General features: G+C 64.5%; 24 protein-coding genes. 6 read left to right on the top strand and 18 right to left on the bottom strand.

Features of this window, described 5'->3' with window-relative positions; translation table 11 throughout:
• Positions 1-112 precede the first annotated feature (112 nt).
• From CK489_RS40580 to CK489_RS05185, 5 genes are all read right to left on the bottom strand, one after another.
• Positions 113-331, bottom strand: a complete 219-nt coding sequence (locus tag CK489_RS40580; RefSeq protein WP_143278100.1) for a hypothetical protein — start codon at positions 329-331, stop codon at positions 113-115.
• Positions 332-531: 200 nt separating this feature from the next.
• Positions 532-906 carry a DUF6894 family protein gene (locus CK489_RS42755; protein ID WP_349626914.1) on the bottom strand — a complete coding sequence of 125 codons (375 nt, stop codon included), beginning with the start codon at positions 904-906 and terminating at the stop codon, positions 532-534.
• A gap of 30 nt (positions 907-936) precedes the next feature.
• Positions 937-1,698 (bottom strand): Crp/Fnr family transcriptional regulator, encoded by a 762-nt coding sequence (locus CK489_RS05175; protein WP_095731915.1) that lies wholly within the window; start codon positions 1,696-1,698, stop codon positions 937-939.
• A gap of 238 nt (positions 1,699-1,936) precedes the next feature.
• Positions 1,937-2,299 (bottom strand): PRC-barrel domain-containing protein, encoded by a 363-nt coding sequence (locus CK489_RS05180; protein ID WP_162240513.1) that lies wholly within the window; start codon positions 2,297-2,299, stop codon positions 1,937-1,939.
• A gap of 89 nt (positions 2,300-2,388) precedes the next feature.
• Positions 2,389-2,679, bottom strand: a complete 291-nt coding sequence (locus CK489_RS05185) for a hypothetical protein (protein WP_245350259.1) — start codon at positions 2,677-2,679, stop codon at positions 2,389-2,391.
• 171 nt (positions 2,680-2,850) lie between these two features.
• Between CK489_RS05185 and CK489_RS05190 the strand changes: the two genes are divergently transcribed.
• The 3 genes from CK489_RS05190 to CK489_RS05200 all read left to right on the top strand — a co-directional run bounded on the left by CK489_RS05190 (position 2,851) and on the right by CK489_RS05200 (position 3,583).
• Positions 2,851-3,042, top strand: coding sequence for a hypothetical protein (locus tag CK489_RS05190; protein ID WP_050629547.1), 192 nt, complete (start codon positions 2,851-2,853; stop codon positions 3,040-3,042).
• A 35-nt stretch (positions 3,043-3,077) separates the two neighbouring features.
• Positions 3,078-3,293: a hypothetical protein gene (locus CK489_RS05195; RefSeq protein WP_050629546.1), complete on the top strand. Its 216-nt coding sequence runs from the start codon at positions 3,078-3,080 to the stop codon at positions 3,291-3,293.
• 71 nt (positions 3,294-3,364) lie between these two features.
• Positions 3,365-3,583, top strand: coding sequence for a hypothetical protein (locus tag CK489_RS05200; protein ID WP_095731520.1), 219 nt, complete (start codon positions 3,365-3,367; stop codon positions 3,581-3,583).
• Between the two features lie 31 nt (positions 3,584-3,614).
• Here the strand turns inward: CK489_RS05200 and CK489_RS05205 are convergent, their stop codons facing one another.
• Both CK489_RS05205 and CK489_RS05210 read right to left on the bottom strand, forming a co-directional pair.
• Complete coding sequence (locus CK489_RS05205) at positions 3,615-4,472, bottom strand: DUF6537 domain-containing protein (protein ID WP_095731521.1); 858 nt, start codon at positions 4,470-4,472, stop codon at positions 3,615-3,617.
• 29 nt (positions 4,473-4,501) lie between these two features.
• Complete coding sequence (locus tag CK489_RS05210; protein ID WP_095731522.1) at positions 4,502-5,170, bottom strand: Crp/Fnr family transcriptional regulator; 669 nt, start codon at positions 5,168-5,170, stop codon at positions 4,502-4,504.
• Positions 5,171-5,497: 327 nt separating this feature from the next.
• Between CK489_RS05210 and CK489_RS05215 the strand changes: the two genes are divergently transcribed.
• Together CK489_RS05215 and CK489_RS05220 are read left to right on the top strand one after the other, a co-directional pair.
• Positions 5,498-6,610, top strand: coding sequence for a cyclic nucleotide-gated ion channel (locus CK489_RS05215; protein WP_095731523.1), 1,113 nt, complete (start codon positions 5,498-5,500; stop codon positions 6,608-6,610).
• Positions 6,611-6,621: 11 nt separating this feature from the next.
• Positions 6,622-7,407, top strand: a complete 786-nt coding sequence (locus tag CK489_RS05220) for an enoyl-CoA hydratase/isomerase family protein (RefSeq protein WP_095731916.1) — start codon at positions 6,622-6,624, stop codon at positions 7,405-7,407.
• Between the two features lie 58 nt (positions 7,408-7,465).
• Here CK489_RS05220 and CK489_RS05225 read toward each other — a convergent pair whose 3' ends face one another.
• Together CK489_RS05225 and CK489_RS05230 are read right to left on the bottom strand one after the other, a co-directional pair.
• Positions 7,466-7,900, bottom strand: coding sequence for a DUF6157 family protein (locus CK489_RS05225; RefSeq protein WP_050629542.1), 435 nt, complete (start codon positions 7,898-7,900; stop codon positions 7,466-7,468).
• Positions 7,901-7,914: 14 nt separating this feature from the next.
• A complete protein-coding gene (locus CK489_RS05230) occupies positions 7,915-8,568 on the bottom strand; it encodes a glutathione S-transferase family protein (RefSeq protein ID WP_095731524.1) in 654 nt (217 codons plus the stop codon).
• Between the two features lie 83 nt (positions 8,569-8,651).
• On the opposite strand from CK489_RS05230, the gene CK489_RS05235 reads away from it, so the two are divergent.
• Positions 8,652-9,662, top strand: a complete 1,011-nt coding sequence (locus CK489_RS05235; protein ID WP_095731525.1) for a helix-turn-helix transcriptional regulator — start codon at positions 8,652-8,654, stop codon at positions 9,660-9,662.
• On the opposite strand, the gene CK489_RS05240 is transcribed toward CK489_RS05235, so the two are convergent.
• From CK489_RS05240 to CK489_RS05280, 9 genes are all read right to left on the bottom strand, one after another.
• Positions 9,656-10,066, bottom strand: a complete 411-nt coding sequence (locus CK489_RS05240) for a hypothetical protein (protein WP_095731526.1) — start codon at positions 10,064-10,066, stop codon at positions 9,656-9,658. The two genes, CK489_RS05235 and CK489_RS05240, sit on opposite strands and share 7 nt — an antisense overlap.
• Positions 10,067-10,137: 71 nt before the next feature.
• Positions 10,138-10,848, bottom strand: a complete 711-nt coding sequence (locus CK489_RS05245; RefSeq protein WP_095731527.1) for a nitroreductase — start codon at positions 10,846-10,848, stop codon at positions 10,138-10,140.
• Positions 10,849-10,850: 2 nt separating this feature from the next.
• Positions 10,851-12,095 carry an acyl-CoA dehydrogenase gene (locus CK489_RS05250; RefSeq protein WP_095731528.1) on the bottom strand — a complete coding sequence of 415 codons (1,245 nt, stop codon included), beginning with the start codon at positions 12,093-12,095 and terminating at the stop codon, positions 10,851-10,853.
• A gap of 29 nt (positions 12,096-12,124) precedes the next feature.
• Positions 12,125-13,372, bottom strand: a complete 1,248-nt coding sequence (locus tag CK489_RS05255; RefSeq protein WP_095731529.1) for an acyl-CoA dehydrogenase — start codon at positions 13,370-13,372, stop codon at positions 12,125-12,127.
• Positions 13,373-13,384: 12 nt separating this feature from the next.
• Positions 13,385-14,512 (bottom strand): acyl-CoA dehydrogenase family protein, encoded by a 1,128-nt coding sequence (locus tag CK489_RS05260; protein WP_095731530.1) that lies wholly within the window; start codon positions 14,510-14,512, stop codon positions 13,385-13,387.
• A gap of 156 nt (positions 14,513-14,668) precedes the next feature.
• Positions 14,669-16,537 (bottom strand): AMP-binding protein, encoded by a 1,869-nt coding sequence (locus CK489_RS05265; RefSeq protein WP_095731531.1) that lies wholly within the window; start codon positions 16,535-16,537, stop codon positions 14,669-14,671.
• Between the two features lie 41 nt (positions 16,538-16,578).
• Positions 16,579-17,385, bottom strand: coding sequence for an enoyl-CoA hydratase/isomerase family protein (locus CK489_RS05270; RefSeq protein WP_095731917.1), 807 nt, complete (start codon positions 17,383-17,385; stop codon positions 16,579-16,581).
• A 162-nt stretch (positions 17,386-17,547) separates the two neighbouring features.
• On the bottom strand, positions 17,548-18,306 hold the full coding sequence (locus CK489_RS05275) for an SDR family NAD(P)-dependent oxidoreductase (protein ID WP_050629536.1): 759 nt from the start codon (positions 18,304-18,306) through the stop codon (positions 17,548-17,550).
• A gap of 46 nt (positions 18,307-18,352) precedes the next feature.
• Positions 18,353-19,018 (bottom strand): TetR family transcriptional regulator, encoded by a 666-nt coding sequence (locus tag CK489_RS05280; protein ID WP_095731532.1) that lies wholly within the window; start codon positions 19,016-19,018, stop codon positions 18,353-18,355.
• Between the last annotated feature and the right edge of the window lie 142 nt (positions 19,019-19,160).

The raw sequence follows: 19,160 nt of genomic DNA on the forward strand, positions 1-19,160 counted from the left end.
CGCAATCTGCGGGCGGATTGTTACAGGAGTGCGAACGCGACGACGGCGCAAGGCCCAAGGCACGATCATGCTCGCACAGACGCACGCGCGTCGCCGCTCTCTTTGGCCTTATTCACTTGTTGCTGTAATGAGTTCGCCGCTTCGGCGTGAAGCCGCCGAAGATTTCACCAGCTCGGTGATCCAGGTGGACGGCGCCGCCACTGAAACATTGCGACACATTGTGTTGCCATTGTCGTGTCGAATCACCCGCTCGGGACTTCACTTTGCGGTCGCGCTTGATCGCGCTCGCGATCATGAATTGGCTGTCACCGCTTGGAACGAAGCGGAACACCGGGAGTCGACTCATAGCTCCCGACTTTTAGCCCCCGAGCGCATCGGGAGTAGCGACCCCCTGGTGCCGCCAAACCTCCGGTCCCGGGGGTCGCTGGTCGGCTCGTTCAGGGTGCGGGATATTTGTGGCGCTACAAGACCGCGAAAGCGAGCCTTGGGTGGCCCTTGGGTGCGCGGACTTCACAGTCAGTTGAGGCAGCCTTATTGCCTTAGATGGGTCGTCTCGAAAACGAAGACAACCTTGAAGACCGGGCCGTCCTCGGTCCGCACCTCGATCGCAAAATCGTGCCGGTCGTCCAGCGACGCAAGGTCTCTGGCCAACTCGCCGAGGGTACGAGCGGCCTCTAGTTCTGCGGCCCGTTGATCTTCAAATTCCAGCCCCTCTTCATCCGGATAGAGCCCAGTGCCATCTCTGATATCGAAGAAATAGCGCACCATCCAATCGCCTCCATCATTGTCGGCGACAATGGTCAACAACGCGAAGCATAGGGAAATCGTTCCTAAGCGGGCGACGACAGCCAGGCGCTCATGCGAACCGCTGCGCGCCTGATCCAGCTTGCACCCGTGGAGGACCAAGCGTTGCGTCTCCGCGAAAGGACGCGCCGGTCATCCCGCGGCGGCGTCCGACGGCGTGCCGACGGCGTCGAGCTGCCGCCCCTCGTGATCCATGTGCAGATAGTTCGGATTGAACAGGCCGGCGCGCATCAGCCGGTCGAGATTGGGGACGGACAGGGTCTTGCCCTTGAGCACGATCAGCCCCTCGGCGCGCAACTCCTGTAGCGTCCGGTTGACGTGGACCTTGGAGAGTCCAGTGGCGTCTGCGAGGTCGCCCTGGGTCAGCGGGAAGTCGCAGCTGTCGCCCTGGGTTAATCCGGCAAGACGCAGCCGCAGCCAGATCTCGCAGAGCAGATGAGCGATTCGCTCCAGCGCCGTGCGCTGGCCGAGGCTCATGGTCCATTCGCGCTGGATCGCCGCATTGACCAGGGTTTCCCACCAGAACGCGGTGACGATGCGCGGATGCTCGGCCGCGACCTTGTCGAAGAACTCGCGCGAGAGATCTGCGATCGACACCGAGGTGATGGTGCCGATCGAATGATCCATCTCGCGCAGGATGAAGACGTTCACGTCGCAGATGTCGCCGGGCAGGAAGAACGACACCACCTGGCGCCTTCCGTCCTCGAGCTGCTTGTAGCGACAGGCCCAACCGGAGAGGATCAGATGGACGTCTTTCGGCTTCTCGCCTTCACGGACGATATCGACGCGCGGCCCAAAGTGGCGGACACGCTCGGTCGACGCGCGATTGAGAATGACGTGGTCTACCGGCGAAAGCCGTACGAACTGCTCTAATTTACGGACTAGCGACGCCAACGACATTGATCTCCCCGGATGTCTAATCGGGTAACTGCCGGGCCGTTTTCAATAACGTATGTTACATTGCACAGCTATTGACGTCTGTGCACTAGTGTACAGACGCCGGAGGACTCGACGGTTACAGTCCTCAAGCGCCCTACAATTCGGTTACTGTCAGGGCATCGCCGCCGTTGGCGTTTCAAAAGCCTTGCAAGGGGTGGCCTTGCAAAGCGCCAGCCCTGCAAGCCGTCGCCGCTCAGACGAGCGGCACACCGTAGTAATCATTCACCGCCCGCGTGGTGCCGATGTCGGCCCAATTCCAGTCCCGCTCGCTGCCGTATTTCGGCGCGCCGCGCAGCTGCTGCTCGGTCACGCCGGTGACGTAGCCGCCGAGCCTTGTGTCGTACTTGAGCGACTGCCAGGGCAGCGGATAGTGGTCGTTGCCGAGGCCGAGAATGCCGCCGAAGCCGAGCACGGCATAGGACACCCGGCCGCTTTTCTTGTCGATCATCACGCGCTCGATCGAGCCGATCTTGCGCTCGTCCGATCCATAGACCGCGGTGCCCTCGACCTTGTCGCTGCCGATCAGGTTTCCGAGCTCCTTGTCGTCCATCGCCATATCATTCTCCATCGATCTCCGGGGCCAACGATGAAGCAGCACCTTCGTTCCTGCCGCGTTGCCGCAGGTGCTGCACAGCAAAACATGGTTCAGCAGCTTGGGGGATCTCCGCGATCGTCCGACATCATGCCGGATCCCGGAGTTTTGTCCGCGTCGTTCAACTTTGGATCCCGCGTCGCTTCGGGCTTTCCCGGTTTTCGCTGATCCGTCTTGTGGGCGTTCTGCGCGCGCGCCTTGTCGGCCGGTTGCTCCTGGCCCTTGTCGTCTTTCACGATGCCATGGTTCGAATGTGCCATTGCGTTTCCCTTGGTTCGTTCCCTTGGTTCGATTGCCTTGAAGCTATGCGGGCCCCGGCGATGCAATTCGCCGAGGCCCGTCACCAGAGTGGTCCACTGCCTTCGGGGAGCAAGCAGCGAACGCACGAGCGTTACGCATGGCGCCGAAGATCGTTCCTGCGGTGCTGACGACGATTTCGTTTAAGCCGATGTCATGGGTTAACGACGGCCTCTTGGGAACATGCCTAGTATCGCTGGTTCCACTCTGGAGGCAGCATGATCAAGAAGAAGCGCAACAGGTCGCGGCCTCCCGGATCGTTAGAAGATCGCCTGCAGAAATTCGCCGAGGATTCGCGCCTTGCAGCGCGCAAGCTGCCACCGGGACGGGAACGCGAAACGCTGATGAAGAAAGCCAGGCAGACCGAGACCGTGATGGAAGTCAGCGAGTGGCTGACACTCCGCAAATAGCCGCGCCCCGAAGATGGCCGACAGGGAGAGCTGCGATGATCGAGGAACGGTTTGACTCACGCACGCTTGCCGCCATGAACTTCGCGCTCGACCAGGTCTGCGCCGATGCGCTCCATGGCGAGGAACATGCCACCCGCAAGCGCGTTGCCAGATACATCATCAAGTGCGCCAGGAGCGGCAGAACGACGCTCCCCGAGCTCACCGAAGCCGGGCAGCAGGCGCTGGCCAAGGCCATCGCCGCGGCGGGATAATCGGCACAACCTGCCTTGCAACCCGTCTTGCAGACTGCCTTGCTCCTGGCCTTCAGCAAAGGCAGAACCCCATGCGCATTGCAATCAGCATCGGCCTGCTCGTCTTCCTCGTCGCCGTCGGCGCCTACGCCTATGAAGGGCTCACGGTAGACGCTCCGGTGCCGACCTTCGGCATCGTCATGTTCACGACCGGAATTGCAGTTCTGGGCACGGTCTGCGCCGGCCTGATGGGCCTCTTGTTCTATTCCAGCCGCCGCGGCTACGACGAGCCGCCGCATCTGAAGCGGTAGATCCCTCAGAGGCCCCTCGCCTCTTGACCCGTCATCCCCGCGCGCGAATCTCCGCGATCTTGCGCTTGAGCGACGCCTGCCGCGGATCGGGCATGATGGCGGCGCGGGCCTCGGTGATGGCGCCGGCAAGGTCGGCAAGCGCGAGCACGCCGTCGAAGGTCGGCTTGACCAGCCCGTCGATGATCACATGCCAGTCCGCGATGCCCTGGCGATAGGGATCGCCGTAACCCTGGATCATGGTCGCGGTCTGCACGACGGCCGGGGCGGCGGTCGGCTGCTTGGTCAGGCTGCGGTCGATCATGTGCAGCCAGCGCTCGACCCAGACCCGCTCCTTGGCGTAGCGCCCCGAGAACAGCCGCCAGCGCTTCAGGCCCGCCTCGATCCTGAGCCGGCGAACGCTGAAGCGATTGTTGGCGCTGAAGCGGATCGACACCCGGCGGCGACGCCAGCCGAACTGGTCGAGCACGGCAAGCATCGGATCGGCGACCATCTCCGGCAAAGCGTCGATCAACTCGTCAAGGCGGAGCTTCTTGACGTCGTCGGCCGAGCGCACGGCGAGGCCGGCCGCCGCATCGACCTCACCAAGCTTGAGCTGTGCGATCCGGATTGCATCCTCATAGGCCATGCGCTCCGCCATCAGGCAGGCGATGTCGCCGAGCAGCGCGTCGTCGACGCCGCGGCGGCCGACGAAGCGATTGAGCCGGTCGACATAGAGCTGGGCGTAGCTCGTGCTCTGATAGGCGATCAAGCGATGGATGGCCTCGGTGACAACCGGCCCGAGATGACCCGGGCAGGCGTCAGGCAACACGGGCGGCCCCTCGTCCTCATCGCCGATGATGTCGGCGAACAGGTAGCGGAGCGAAGCCAGCAGACTGTCGTCATCCGGCACTGCGGCGCCTCAATAACTCGTCGCGGGGCTCATGCAGGTTTGGGCTCCGCGACTGGTGGTGTGGCTTGCTGCGCGAGCCGCTGCTCGAGCGTCGCGATATTCTGGAACAGGCGGGCGGAGAACAGACGCAGCAAGTAGAAGCCGAACGCCGGGTTCTGGACGTAGAGCTGCTCGACCTGGTCATAGGTCACCGACAGCACCATGCCGGTCTCGACGCATTCCAGCGTCTGGGTTCGCGTGTTCGACGGCGACAGCATGCCGAATTCGCCGACGAGGGCGCCGACCGGCAGCTCGATGCCGGACTCGACCAGGCGGAAGCGGCCGCTGACGATGTAGAATATGCTGTCGGCCTTCTCGTCCTTGTAGAACAGGACCTCGCCCGCGGCGCATTTGCGCTCCGTCGTGAACGGCCGCAGCCAGTCCATCGACAGGTCGCTGTTGACCGATCGCTTCACGCTGCGGACCAGCTGCAGCATCTGGTGCAGACGATAGGTGTTCACCGGCAGCAGCACGGCATGCAGGATCAGCGTCGCGTAATTGTGGGTCGGGATCGCGGTCACGATCAGGATGATGTTGGTCAGGATGGCGAAGACGCGCAACGGGATCATGGTCCGCATCGACAGCGTCGCGACCACGAAGATCGATGCGAAGAAACTGCCGGCGGCGCCGGCGTGCTCCGCGAGATGTGAGGTATCCATCGGAAACCAACCAATCCTCAAGAAATGAACAGATCGCCTTATTAGTCGCTTCATTCCTGCCGAGGTTGCCGACCCTCGCGTCGCAGGCCAACATCCCCTGATATAGGAAGGAAAAGGCGACGATTTGTCCGATTTCTCACATTCGCGGGCGCAAAATCGGGCCAACATGGTTATGCCATTCGTCCGGCCTATGGGCCTTTTGCCGCGATCATGCCGCCACCGCCTGCGCGTTGACGGCCTCAACCGGGAGAGGCACGTTGTGACCTCGGCCCGGCCACGCGCGGGGTCTCGATTCCCGCAGTTCAGCGACAGGCAAGCACCGTTCCGATGTCCAAGCCGCTCGTCCTTCCGGCCTTGACGCGCTTCGTTGCCGCCACCGCCGGTCGCAACATGACCACTGCGGCCTATGTCGCGGTCGCGGTAGGCGTCGCCATGATGACGCTGCTGACGGTCGCGCCTGCCTATGACGCGGTCCCGCGCTGGGTCGACGCTCTGCTGTGGGCCTGCCTGGCCTATTTCGTGTTCGAATGGCTGGTGCGGCTGCGCCACATGCGACGGCAGGACAAGTTCTGGTTCTACCAGCTGTCCAGCGCCGGCATCGTCGACGCGATCGGCGCGCTGGCGGTGCCGCTGGCGCTGCTCTCCGGGATCGAGCCGAAGACAGCATGGCTGCTCGGCGTGCTCTGGGTGCTCAAGGTGGTGCCCGGCATTCCCGGCCTGCGCCAGCTCCGGCGCGTGCTGGTGGTGGAGTCCGGGCCGCTGCTCAGCGTGCTCGTGATCTTCCTGATGGTGGTGTTCCTCGCCTCGGTCGCCGAATATTTCCTGGAGCGCGACGTCCAGCCGCAAACCTTCGGCAGCGTGCCGGCGGCGCTGTGGTGGGCGGTGGTGACGCTGACCACGACAGGCTATGGCGACGTGGTGCCGATCACCCCGCTCGGCCGCGTGGTCGCCGCCATGGTGATGATCTCGGGCCTCGGCGTGTTCGGGCTATGGACCGGTATTCTGGCGACCGGTTTTGCCAACGAGACCCGCCGCGACAATTTTCTGAAAACCTGGGAGACGGTCAGCAAGGTACCGTTCTTCGCGCATCTCGGCCCGGCCGCGATCGCCGACGTCACCCAGATGCTGCGGACCATGGATCTGCCGCCGCGCACCATGATCATCCGCAAGGACACCAACGGCGACTGCATGTATTTCGTCGCCGCCGGCGAAGTCGAGGTCGACCTGCCCGGGCGCAAGGTCAAGCTCGGCGAAGGCGCGTTCTTCGGCGAGATGGCGCTGCTCGGCAACGCCAAGCGCGGCGCCAGCGTCTCGACCAGCAAGGTGACCCGGCTGTTGGTGCTTGACCTCGTCGATTTCCGCCTGTTGATGGCAAGGCATCCCGATCTCGCCGAGACCATCGACGCCGAGGCGAGGCGGCGCGAACGTGAGAATCAATGATGGAGACCAAGATGGCTGATGCGGCTGACACCGCCAGCGGACCCGTGCTCGAAATCGCGGGCGCGCGCGCCACGGTCCGCCTCAACCGACCGAAGCATCTCAACCGGTTGCAGGCCGAGGACCTCGGCGACCTCGTCCGGCTGTTCGACCGGATCGAGGCTGATCCGGCGATCCGGGTGCTGGTGCTGACCGGGACCGGCCGCGCGTTCTCTGCCGGCTACGATCTCAACTCAGTGGCGGAGCGCGCGGTGAGCGCCAGCGAGCAGCAGAGCGCGGGCTCGGCGTTCGAGGTCGTGGTCAACCGCCTCGAGGATTTGAGCGTGCCGACGATCTGCCGGCTCAATGGCGGCGTCTATGGCGGCTCGACCGACCTCGCGCTCGCCTGCGACTTCCGTATCGGCGTCGATACCGCCGAGATGTTCATGCCCGCGGCGCGGCTCGGGCTACACTATTACAAGAGCGGCATCCAGCGCTATGTCACACGGCTCGGCGTCGACAACGCCAAGATGCTGTTCCTGACCGCGCAGAAGATCTCGGCGCCGGAGATGCTGCGGATCGGCTACCTCACCGCGATGGTGCCGCCCGAAATTCTCGACGAGGAAGTGGACAGGCTGGCGACGATCCTGGCCGGCAACGCGCCGAAGGCGATGGCCGGCATGAAGCGCGCCATCAACGAATTCGCCCGCGGCGAGCTCGATGAGGCCGCCGCCGACCAACGCCACCGCGACAGCATGCGCGGCGACGAGATCAAGGAAGGCATCAAGGCGTTCGCCGAGAAGCGGGCGCCAAGGTTTTAGTCGAACGGCCGGATAGCGTCTCACCCTCCCCTGGAGGGGGAGGTGAAGCAGCGACCCGCTACGCCCGCTTGCTCCGCATCGCGCGCGTCTGCGCGACCTCGGGATCACCAGCCAGCGCCTGGTAGCGCTTGCTGTCGACGGCGTAGATCGCGATGCGGCCTTCGGCGTCGGCGTGCACGCCCCAGCCGAAACGCTTACCGAGCGGCGAGGCGCGCATGCAGGCCTGGCCGCGCGAGAAGAACGTCTCGCGGGCAAGGCCGCGTTCCTTCTTCCCCGCCTTGCCATCAAGCGCGCGGCCGGCCGACGACGTGGCGAACACCACATCGTCGGACGTGTATTTATAGGGCGCGCCGGCAATCATCCGGTATTGCAGCACGGCGACCGTCGGCTGGCCGCCGCGCGGCTGCGGCTCCTCGCCGCGCTGCGCCGGGCAATCCTCGGCGACGCGGATCAGGGTGTTGAAGCAGTTGGTGCTGTGCAGGACTTTCGCCATCGGCACGATCCGTATCACACTCCGGCGGCGACGGCATGCTGCGCCGCCATCTCGTCGTCGGCCTTCGAGATCCGGACGAAGGTCGGACGCGCGACGATGCGTTCAGCGTAACGGACGAACACGTCCCGTTTCGGCACGATACCGAACATCATGGTCCAGGAGAGCGCAACGCCCCAGAGGATGTCGGCCGCCGTGATCTCTTCGCCGAACAGATAAGGCCCCTTGGCGAGCTGCGCCTCGAGTGCGGCCAGCATGGTGTCGTAATCGGCATAGGGCGATTGCGTGATCGGCGCCGGCACGCGCTTCATGAAATGATCGATCACGGCCGGCTCGAACGAAGAGCCGTAATAGGCGATCCAGCGCAGATACGGGCCGCGTCGGGGGTCGTTCAGCGCCGGCGTCAGGCCGGCCTGCGGAAACAGATCGGCGAGATAGATGAAGATCGCGACCTGCTCGGTCACCAGCGCGTCGCCGTGGCGGATCGCCGGCACCTTGCCGAGCGGATTGATGGCGAGATAGGCGTCCTTGCGCTGCTCGCCCGCCTTCATGTTGAGGATGTGCAGATCATAGGGCGCGCCGAGTTCCTCGAGCAGCACGCGGGTGCCGGTGGCGCGGCTCTGCGGCGAGTAATACAGCGTGAGGCGGTCGGTGGGGGCAGCGGTGGTCATGGCAGGTCTCCTTGCGCCGACAGGGGCATGATCCCTTTATGTCCGCCTATACCTGACATCCTGTGTCAGGTATGATTTTCCCCATGCGCGCGAGCCGGCTGTTTTCCATCCTTACCACCCTGCAGGCGCGGGGACAGGTCACCGCGCCCGAGCTGGCCGAGGCCTGCGAAGTCTCGGTGCGCACGATCTATCGCGACATCGACGCGCTCTCGGCCGCAGGCGTGCCGGTCTATGCCGACCGCGGCGCCGAGGGCGGCTACCGGCTGCTCGACGGCTACCGGGTGCGGCTCAATGGGCTGTCGCAGGGCGAGGCCGAGGCGCTGTTCATGACCGGGCTTCCGGGACCCGCCGCCGCGCTCGGCCTCGATGCCGCGATGATGGCGGCACAGACCAAGCTGATGGCGGCGCTGCCGGAGAACTTGCGCCCCAACGCGAACCGCTTGCAGCAGCGTTTCCATCTCGACGCGCCGAACTGGTTCGGCGAAACCGAGGAGCCGAAGCATCTGCGCGCGATTGCCGGCGCGGTGCTGCGCGAGAACCTGATCGAGATCCGCTACCAGAGCTGGAAGGCCGAGAAGCGGCGGCGCGCGGCGCCGCTCGGCCTCGTGCTGAAGGGCGGCAGCTGGTATCTTGCCGGTCTCGTCGACGGCAATGTGCGCACCTACCGCGTCGCGCGGGTGCTGGATTGCACGATCCTGGAGAGGCCGTTCACGCGTCCGGCAGACTTCGACCTCGCGGCCTACTGGCGCGACTCGATCGAGCGGCTCGAGGCCGAGCTGCATCCGAACGAGGCCACGGTGCGGCTGTCGCCGCTCGGGCTGAAGCTGTTCGATGCGCTGGCGCATCCTTACGTGAAGGCGCGGATGCGGCTCGCCGATGGCACCGACACCGACGGTTGGCGCGTCGCCACCATGCCGGTCGGCAAGACCGTGTGGCACGCGGCGAGCGAGCTGCTGCGGCTCGGCGCCGAGGCCGAGGTGACCGCGCCCGACGAACTGCGCGAGAAGATGGCCGAACTCACCGGCGCAATGGCTGAGCGCTATGCCGACGCACCGCCGCGGCGCGTGGCAAAGCGCCGGGCCAATGGTCAGTAACGGCTGTCCGAACTGATGACGAAGCGATCGACAAGATTGACCGGCAATATCTCGAACTTGTCGAGCGTCAGCGTAATCCCGGTCACGAAATCAATCGCCTTGATCGTGCCCTGGAGATCGATCCGACGGCCGCGGCGCAGGCCGCGTGTTTCCGGATGTTGCTCGATATCGATATAGGCATAGATCGGATTGTCGAGACGCGCATGGCGGTGCCAACCTCGTTGCAGGAAGCTGAATTGCAGTACCGAACCGGCGCCCCAGTCGATCGCGTCGAAGAAACGCGTCTTCCACGCGACGCCCTGCCCCAGATAATGCGCGGCGATGAACGCGTCGCGCTCGAGCGCAGGCAGCCGGTGCAGTTGCCAGCTGATCTCAGCCGGCGTCGGAGCGGCGTTGTTCGCCATTGTTCTTCTTGACGTTTCTCGTGTCGCTTCTTCTTGTCCTCGGCAGAGGGATAAGTCCCGCCTTGAGGAAACTATACATCAACGAATGTGACAGTATCAGCCACAGTTGCGCGTGACGTGCGGTAGCTGTTCACTTTGTGTGCATGATCCGCATAGCCGAACGAGATACCGCAGACCACGCGGCGATCGTCAGGCAGGTTGAAATGGCGGCGGATTAAGCCGGAATGGCGGGCGAGCGCGGCCTGCGGGATGGTGCCGAGCCCGAGCGCCTGCGCGGCCAGCATGAAGTTCGAGACATATCCGCCGCAGTCGATTGCACCATAGATGCCGAGCGGCTCGTTGGTGTGGATGACGGCGACATGCGGGGCGCCGAAGAAATTGTAGTTCTCCAGCGCCTGCTTCGAATAGGCGGCCTTGTCGCCGCGCGCGATGCCGAGCGTGTTGTAGAGCTGGAAGCCGCTTTCGCGGCGCCGCTCCAGATAGACCCCGACATATTCGCGCGGCGGTGTGAAGTCGTGATCGTCCTTGGCTCCGGACGCGGCCTCGGCATAGATCGCCTTGCGGAAACGCTCCTTGGCCTCGCCGCTCGCGATCAGCACCTGCCAGGGCTGGCTGTTGCACCAGGACGCGGTGCGCTGCGCGACACTGAGGATATGTTCGATGACCTCGCGCGGCACCTCACGCGGCAGAAACGCTCGCACCGAGTAGCGCTCGTTGAGCAACTCCTCGAGCGCACCGATGCGGTCTTCGGATGAATAGCGCGTGTTCGTTTTCGCATCCATGCTCAGCGCCCCTTGGTCGGGATCTTGTTGTAAGGCACGTCCTTGTCGACCCGGATGTCGCCGGGCAGGCCCAGCACGCGCTCGGCGATGATGTTGCGGAGGATCTCGTCGGTGCCGCCGGCGATGCGCATCGAGGGCGACGACAGCAGCATCTGCTGGAACTGGCCGTTGGCCTGCTCCTCATCGGTGCCGGTGAGGCTGCCGGCTGCGCCCTCCAGGTCCATCGCATAGGTCGCGATGTCCTGCAGCATCAGGCCGGAGACGAGCTTGCCGATGGAATTCTCCGGCCCCGGCCGCTCGCCCTTCGACAGCGCTGAGATGGCGCGGTAGCTGGTGTATTTCAGCCCGCTCGCCTTCACCGCCCAGCTCGCAAGCTTGGAACGGACCGCCGGATCGTCGATCGCAAGCCCGTCCTCGAGCATCAGGTTGGAGCAGAACTCGAACATCTCGGGCACGCCGGTCGCAAGCCGCGCGCCGATCGACATGCGCTCGTTCATCAGCGTGGTCAGCGACACGCTCCAGCCCTCGCCGACCGCACCAAGGCGCTGGCTGTCCGGGATCACGACGTCGGTGAAATAGACCTCGTTGAATTCCTGCATGCCGTTGGCCTGCTTGATCGGCCGCACTTCGACGCCCGGGCTCTTCATGTCGAGGAAGAACATCGTGAGGCCCTTGTGCTTGGGCACATTCGGATCGGTACGCGCGATCAACAGGCCGTAATCGGAGTAGTGCGCGCCCGAGGTCCAGATCTTCTGGCCGTTGACGACCCAGTTGTCGCCCTTCTTCTCGGCGCGGGTACGAAGCCCCGCGACGTCGGAGCCGGCCGACGGCTCGGAGAACAGCTGGCACCAGATCTCCTCGCCCGCAGCGAGCTTCGGCAGATAGCGGCGCTTGGCATCCTCGCTGCCCCAGGCCATCACGGTCGGGCCGCACATGCCCTCGCCGATCTGGAACGGTTGGGTGAGCTTGCCGTAGACGCCCTCTTCCTGCTGCCAGATCACGCGCTCGATCGGGGTGGCGCCACGGCCGCCATATTCCTTCGGCCAGTGCAGGCAGGCCCAGCCGCCTTCCGCCTTCTTCTTCTGCCAGGCCTTGCCGACCTCGACCATGTCGTGCTTGGCGAGCCTGATGCGGCCGAGCGACGACTTCGAGAGCTCGGCCTCGAACTCCTTGGGCGCGTTGGCGGCGATCCACTTGCGCGCAGTGGTGCGGAACTCGGCTTCCTGCGGCGTGTCATCGAAATTCATGGCGAACCTCTTTTTGATTTCACGCGCGCTCAGGCGCGGCCCTTGGTCGGGATCTTGTTGAAGGGAACGTCCTTGTCGACCCGGATATCGCCGGGCAGGCCCAGCACGCGCTCGGCAATGATGTTGCGCATGATCTCGTCGGTGCCGCCCTCGACGCGGGTACCCGGCGCACGGAGCAGCATCGCCTGGAACTTGCCGGCGACCTCGGCATCCTCGGGCCCGCTCAAGGCGCCGGCGGCACCCTGCAGGTCGAGCGCATAGGTCGCGACATCCTGGATCATCGAGCCGGCGACCAGCTTGCCGATCGAGTTCTCCGGTCCCGGGCGCTCACCGCGCGACAGCGCGGAGATCGCCCGCATGCTGGTATATTTCAACCCGCTCGCCTTCACCGCCCAGCTCGCAAGCTTGGAGCGGACCGCGCGGTTCTCGATCGCGGGGCCATCCTCCAGCATCAGGCTGTTGCAGAAATCGAACAGCTCGGGGAAGCCGGTCGCGACGCCGGCGCCGATCGACATGCGCTCGTTCATCAGCGTGGTCAGCGACACGTTCCAGCCGTCATTGACGTTGCCGAGCCGCTGCGAGTCCGGAATTCGCACGTCGGTGAAATAGACCTCGTTGAAGTCGGACGCGCCGCTCGCTTGCTTGATCGGCCTGACCTCGACACCCGGGCTCTTCATGTCCAGGAAGAACATGGTGAGACCCTTGTGCTTGGCAACCGTTGGATCGGTGCGGGTCAGCAGGATGCCGTAGTCGGAATAATGCGCGCCCGAGGTCCAGATCTTCTGGCCGTTGATCACCCATTCGTCGCCGTGCTTCTCGGCACGGGTGCGCAGGCCGGCGACGTCGGAGCCGCCGGCGGGCTCGGAGAACAACTGGCACCAGATCTTCTCGCCGGAGGCCAGCGGCGGCAGATATTTGCGCTTCTGCTCCTCGCCGGCGAACGCCATCATGGTCGGCCCACACATGCCGTGACCGATGATGAACATCGAGCTGAGGCGGCCGAACGGGCCCTCCTCCTGCTGCCAGATCACACGCTCGATCGGCGAGGCGCCGCGGCCGCCATACTCCTTCGGCCAGTGCAGGCAGGCCCAGCCGGCATCGGCCTTCTTCTTCTGCCAGGCCTTGGCGACCTCGAGAATGTTGGCGCCCTTGAGCGCAACGCGGCCGAGCGAGGCCTTGCGCAGTTCGTCTTCATATTGCTTCGGCGCATTGGTTCCGATCCAGGCTTTCGCCTCGGCGCGGAATGCGGCCTCCTGCGGGGTATCGTCGAAATTCATGACGGTCCCCGCTTACGCCGCGTTCTTCTTGCGCATGTGATCGATCAGCGCGTCTTCCCAATAGGAAAGACTGCCGAGCCCGAGCGCCACCGCGTTGGCGCGGCGGTAGTACATGTGGCAGTCGAACTCCCAAGTGAAGCCCATGCCGCCATGAACCTGGATGTTGTTCTTGGCGCAGTGCTGGAACGCCTGCGTCGCGCTGATGCGCGCGGCGGCGGCCGCTTCCGGCAATTCGCCGGCGTTGGTGGAAAGCGCCCAGGCGCCGTAGTAGCAGTTCGAGCGCGCCAGGGTCGCCGAGACGTACATGTCGGCCAGCATGTGCTTGACCGCCTGGAACGAGCCGATCGGACGGCCGAACGCGATGCGGTCGAGCGCATAGTCGCGGCCCATCTCCAGGGCGCGATCGGCGCCGCCGACCTGCTCGAACGCCATCAGCACGGCCGCACGATCCAGCACCTGGGTGATGACGCTCCAACCCTCGCCGGTGGCGCCGAGCGGCTCGGCCTTGGCATCCTTGAAGGTGATCTCGGCCTGGCCACGGGTGAGATCGATGTTGGTCAGCGACTTGATCTCGACACCGCCGGCCTTGAGATCGACGATGAACAGCGAGATATCGGACTCGCGTCCGCTCGAGCCGGTGCGCGCCGCGACAACGGCGAAATCAGCGATCGCGCCATCCGCAACCGGCTTCTTGACGCCGTTGAGCACGCCGCCATTGGCCGTGACCTTGACCGCCTTCGGCGACGGATTGCCCTTGCCCTCGAACAGCGCCAGCGTACCGATGGCATCGCCGGAGGCGATCTTCGGCAGCCATTTCTGCTTCTGCGCGTCGCTGCCCGCGATCAGCAGCGCTTCGGCGGCGAGATAGACGGTGGAGGAGAACGGCACCGGCGCCAGCGCGCGGCCCATTTCCTCGGCGATCACGCAGAGCTCGAGATGGCCGGCGCCAGCGCCGCCGAACTGTTCGGGGATCGCAACCCCGAGGAAGCCCATCTCGGCGAGACCCTTCCAGAGCGACTTGTCGTACGGCGCCTTGCCGTCGAGCACTTCGCGCACGGCCTTCGGCGGGCACTGTTCGCTCAGGAATTTCCGCGCCTCGTCGCGCATCTGCTTCTGTTCGTCGGAGAAATCGAAATTCATGGCGTTTCCTTTTTTCTTGCTGTCACGTGTTCTTCGTCATTCCGGGGCGCGACGAAGTCGCGAACCCGGAATCCATCGGGCTCCGGATTCGCTGAAAGACGGATTCCGGGCTCGCGCTTCGCGCGCCCCGGAATGACGAGTGGAGAGAGTCTTGCCTCAGCACAGCACGATCACCTCGCCGCAGGGCTGCTCGGCATAGAGCTTCTCGACCAGTGCAGCGCGGCGTTCGAGGCCAGCGCGCTGGTTGATATAGCCCTTGTCGGTGAGCTCGTTGCCATCGATCGACGGCGGCTCGACCATCAGCATCGCGCGCGCGATCCGCATGCTGCTGCCGGTGGTGGACGCGTTGTGGGCCTGCAAGCCCTTTTCGAGACAGGCGATCACGGCCGGGTGCCGGATCACGTCCTCATAGCTCGCGTCCGCATTGCCGACGAGCTGACGGCAGGCATGCAGGTTCGGCCAGCACAGCAGGCCGATGAATTCGCGATCCTGCCCCGCCACCAGCGCGTCATGCACGACCGGCGTCGCGGCCGCGATCGCATCGGTGCGCAGCGAGCCGACATGGACGAAGGTGCCGGTGGTCAGCTTGAAGTCCTCGACCACGCGGCCGGCGAAGATGATGCCCTGCAGCGGATCCTGGGGATCGACGAACACTCCGGCATCGCCGATGCAGTAGAAGCCTTCCTCGTCGAACATCTTCGCCGTGAGGTCCGGCTGGCCGAAATAGCCCGGCGTGACGTTGACGCCGCGCAGCCGCAACTCGTATTTCGAACCGCACGGCACCATCTTCAGCTCGACGCCCGGGAACGGCAGGCCGATCAGGCCGACGCGCTCGGTGTCCCAATAGGTGCCGGTCGAGGTCGGCGCGGTCTCGGTCGAGCCCCAGCCGGTGTAGAACACGATGCGCTCGCCCGTGGTCTTCACCGCCAGCGCCTGCATGCGGTCATAGAGATCGTCGGGCAGCCGCGCGCCGCCATAGGCCATGATCGAGAGGTTCTTGAAGAAGCTCTCGCACAGCGCCTCGTCCTTCTCCATCGCGGCCGCAAGCGCGGCATAGCCGGCCGGCACGTTGGCGTAATAGGTCGGCGAGACCTCGCGCAGATTCCTGATGGTTTCCTCGAGCTGGCCCGGCATCGGCCGGCCGTCGTCGATATAGAGCGTGCCGCCGTCGACCAGCACCGGATTGAACGCGGCGTTGCCGCCCATGGTATGGTTCCACGGCATCCAGTCGAGCACGGTCGGTATCGGCCCGGCCGTTTCGCGTGGCCGCACTTGCATCATCATCGCCGCGTTGGCGCACATCATCTCCTGGGTGTTGATGACGGCCTTCGGCATGCCGGTCGAGCCCGAGGTGAACAGCAGCTTGCCGACGGTATCAGGCGTGATCTTCGCGATCGACGCGTCGACATCGGCCGTGACCTTCGTTGCCGCGAGATCGGCGAACGCCACGCTCTTGATGCCCTCGCAGGGACGCAGCACGTGGACGACCGTGATGCCGCTGAGATCGAGCGCTTTCAGCGCCTTCTCGAAGGCAGGTCCATCCTGCACCATCACGACGGCGGGCTTGATCAGGTTGAAGAGATATTTGAGCTTGAGATGATCCTGGCTCATCAGCGAGTAGGCCGGCGACACCGGCGCGGCCGGCAGCCGTGCCTGCATCGCGGCCTGCGTCATCAGCGCGTGCTCGATCGAATTGCCCGAGAGGATCGCGACGGGCCTGCCCTCGGCAATGCCGAGATCGAGCAGGCCCTGCGTCAGCGCATCGACGGTGCGCTTGGCTTCGCCATAGGAGACCTTGCGCCACTGCCGGTCGGGACCGCCGCGTTGCGCGAGCCAGATGCGCTCCGGCGCCTGCGCCGCCCATTTGGCGAGATAGGCCGGGATGTGCGTCTCGTAGGCCTGGAGCGGGATCCGCGACTTCAGGACGACGGTGCCGTCGTCGCGCCGATCAATCGCGATGTCACGTGCGAGCCAATCCACCTTGCGGAAGGCGGGTTTCGTCAGCATCGCCGCGTCTCCATCCATTTTGCGTCTCCCGGAATTCTTGTCCTTTTGAGGATCTGTTCTCAGCGCCTGATATAGACAGGCTTTCGTTTCTCAAGGAAGGCCCTGATGCCCTCCTGGAAATCCTCCGAGCGGCTGCACAGCACCTGGTTGCGATCCTCCATCGCAATCACGGCCTCGATCGAGCCGGCATCGACGCTCATGTTGATGCATTCCTTCGAGAGGCGCAGACCGACCGGTGAGGCTGTCATCATCGCATCGACATAAGGATTGGCAGCGCTATCGAGATCGGTGGCCTCGACGACTTCAGACACGAGACCGACGGCGAGCGCGCGATCGGCGTTGATGAAGCGCCCGGTCAGGATCAATTCGGAGGCGACCGACACGCCGACGAGGCGCGGCAGGAAATAGCTGGTGCCGATGTCGCAGCCGCCGAGCCCGAGCTTGATGAAGGCGCAGTTCATGCGCGCGTTCTTCGCCGCGATGCGGATGTCGGCGGCAAGCGCCAGCGCAAAGCCGCCGCCGGCGGCCGCGCCCTGCACCAGCGCGATGATCGGCTGCGGAGCACGCCGCATCAGCATCACGATGTCGGCAATGCGGCGCTGCGAGTCCAGGGAGTCAGTGACGCTCGGCGGTTCGGTCTGGCCGCCGCGTCGCGCCATCGCGTGCTTGAGGTCGAGCCCGGCGCAGAAATTCGCGCCGGCGCCCTTCAGCACCACGACGCGAGTGTCGCGATTGCGCTGCAAGCCCTGGAAATAGACATTGAGCGCATCGATCAGCGAGGGATCGAGCGCGTTCAGGCTCTCGGGACGATTGAGCGTGACCCAATCTGTTCCGTCATGATGTTCGATCAGCAGCGGTTGAGACACGCGCATGGTCCTCCCGACCGTCGTCCCGGCCAAGCGAAGCGCGAGCCGGGACCCATAACCACAGGCTTTTGTTGTTTTGCGCGGCGTCTGCCAGGTTTGCCTGTTACAAACGCCGCGGAGTATGGGTCCCTGCGTTCGCAGGGACGACGGCGGAGTATGCCGTTAGCGCGGCGCCATGCGGATGGCACCGTCGAGGCGGATGGTCTCGCCGTTGAGCATCGGGTTCTCGACGATGTGGACGGCGAGGTTGCCGTATTCCGAGGCGTCGCCGAGACGGGCCGGATGCGGCACCTGGGCGCCGAGGCTCTTGCGGGCTTCTTCGTTGAGACCCATCAGCAGCGGCGTCAGGAACAGGCCGGGCGCGATGGTGTTGACGCGGATCTTCAGGCTGGCGAGGTCGCGCGCGGCCGGCAGCGTGAGGCCGACCACGCCGCCCTTCGAGGCGGAATAGGCGATCTGGCCGATCTGGCCTTCATAAGCCGCGACCGACGCGGTGTTGATCACGACGCCGCGCTCCTCGCCGATCGTCTCGGCGGTGGCAAGGCGCTCGGCGAACAGGCGCAGCACGTTGAAGGTGCCGATCAGATTGACGTTGATGATGCGGACGAATTTCGCCAGCGGGTACGTTCCGTCCTTGCCGATAATGCGCTGCGAGCCGCCAATGCCAGCGCAGTTCATCAGCACGCGCGCGACGCCGTGCGCGGCTTCGGCCTTGGCGATCGCAGCCTTGATCGCTTCCTCGTCGGTGACGTCGGCGTGCAGGGCAACGCCCTTCACCTCGGCGGCGACCTTCTCGGCGTTTTCCTTGTTCTGGTCGATCACGCCGATCTTGGCGCCCTTGGCGGCCATGGCGCGCGCGGTTGCGGCGCCGAGGCCGGAGCCACCGCCGGTGATGAGAACGGCAACGTCTTTCAACTGCATGAGAGCAACCTTTCCTTGGGCGTTTCTTCTCTAGACTTCGAGCTTGTTATCCGGCGGCGATCGCTGCCGTTTCCTTATCGGGATTGAGCACGCCACCGAAGATCAAGGCTTCCATGTGCTTGATGTATTCGCGGCAGACCTCGTCGGTGACCGGACCGACGCCGACCGCGCGCGACATTGCGTGGCGGCCGAAGAACAGGTGATCGCAAGCGCCGATCAGGCTGGTGTAGAACAGCACCGGATCGATCTTGCGGAATTGGCCGGCCTTGATGCCCTCGGCGAGCAGTCGGCGGTGAAAATCCAGCAGCGGCGCGACGAAGAATTTCGACACTTCGTCCGCAGCGCCAGCCGAGCTCTCGTGCAGGAGATAATGGATCAGCCGGTTCATATAGGGAAACTGGTGGTAGGCGCGGATGATGCCGCCGATATGCAGGCGCAATTTCTCCGCCGGCGTGATCGGCTGCGCCAGCAGATATTCGAGCTGCGATATCTCGGTGGCGGCGTCGCGCGCCAAAAGCGCCAGCAACAGGCCGTCCTTGTTGCCGAAATGATATTTCACCAACGCAGCGTTGACCCCGGACTTCTGCGCGATGTCGGACAGCGAGACCTCGATCGAGGCGCGTTCGATCATCAGCTCGCTGGCTGCGACCAATAGCTTGTCGGCAGTGGCGTTTCTGCCTGCGGCGAGTTTCGTCGGTACGCTGGTATTCAACTGCGCTCTGGTCCCGCTCTGGTGTCTGGACTCGACGGTAAATCGAGGCCGCACATAAGCCCATGGCGGGGCTGCACTCAAGAGTTAATTGATTGATTGACTAAATGCTGGACCGCCCCTTAAATCCGGCCCAACTTGAAGA

The sequence above is a fragment of the Bradyrhizobium sp. UFLA03-84 genome (genome assembly GCF_002289535.1).
In the GTDB taxonomy this organism is placed as follows: Bacteria; Pseudomonadota; Alphaproteobacteria; order Rhizobiales; family Xanthobacteraceae; genus Bradyrhizobium; species Bradyrhizobium viridifuturi.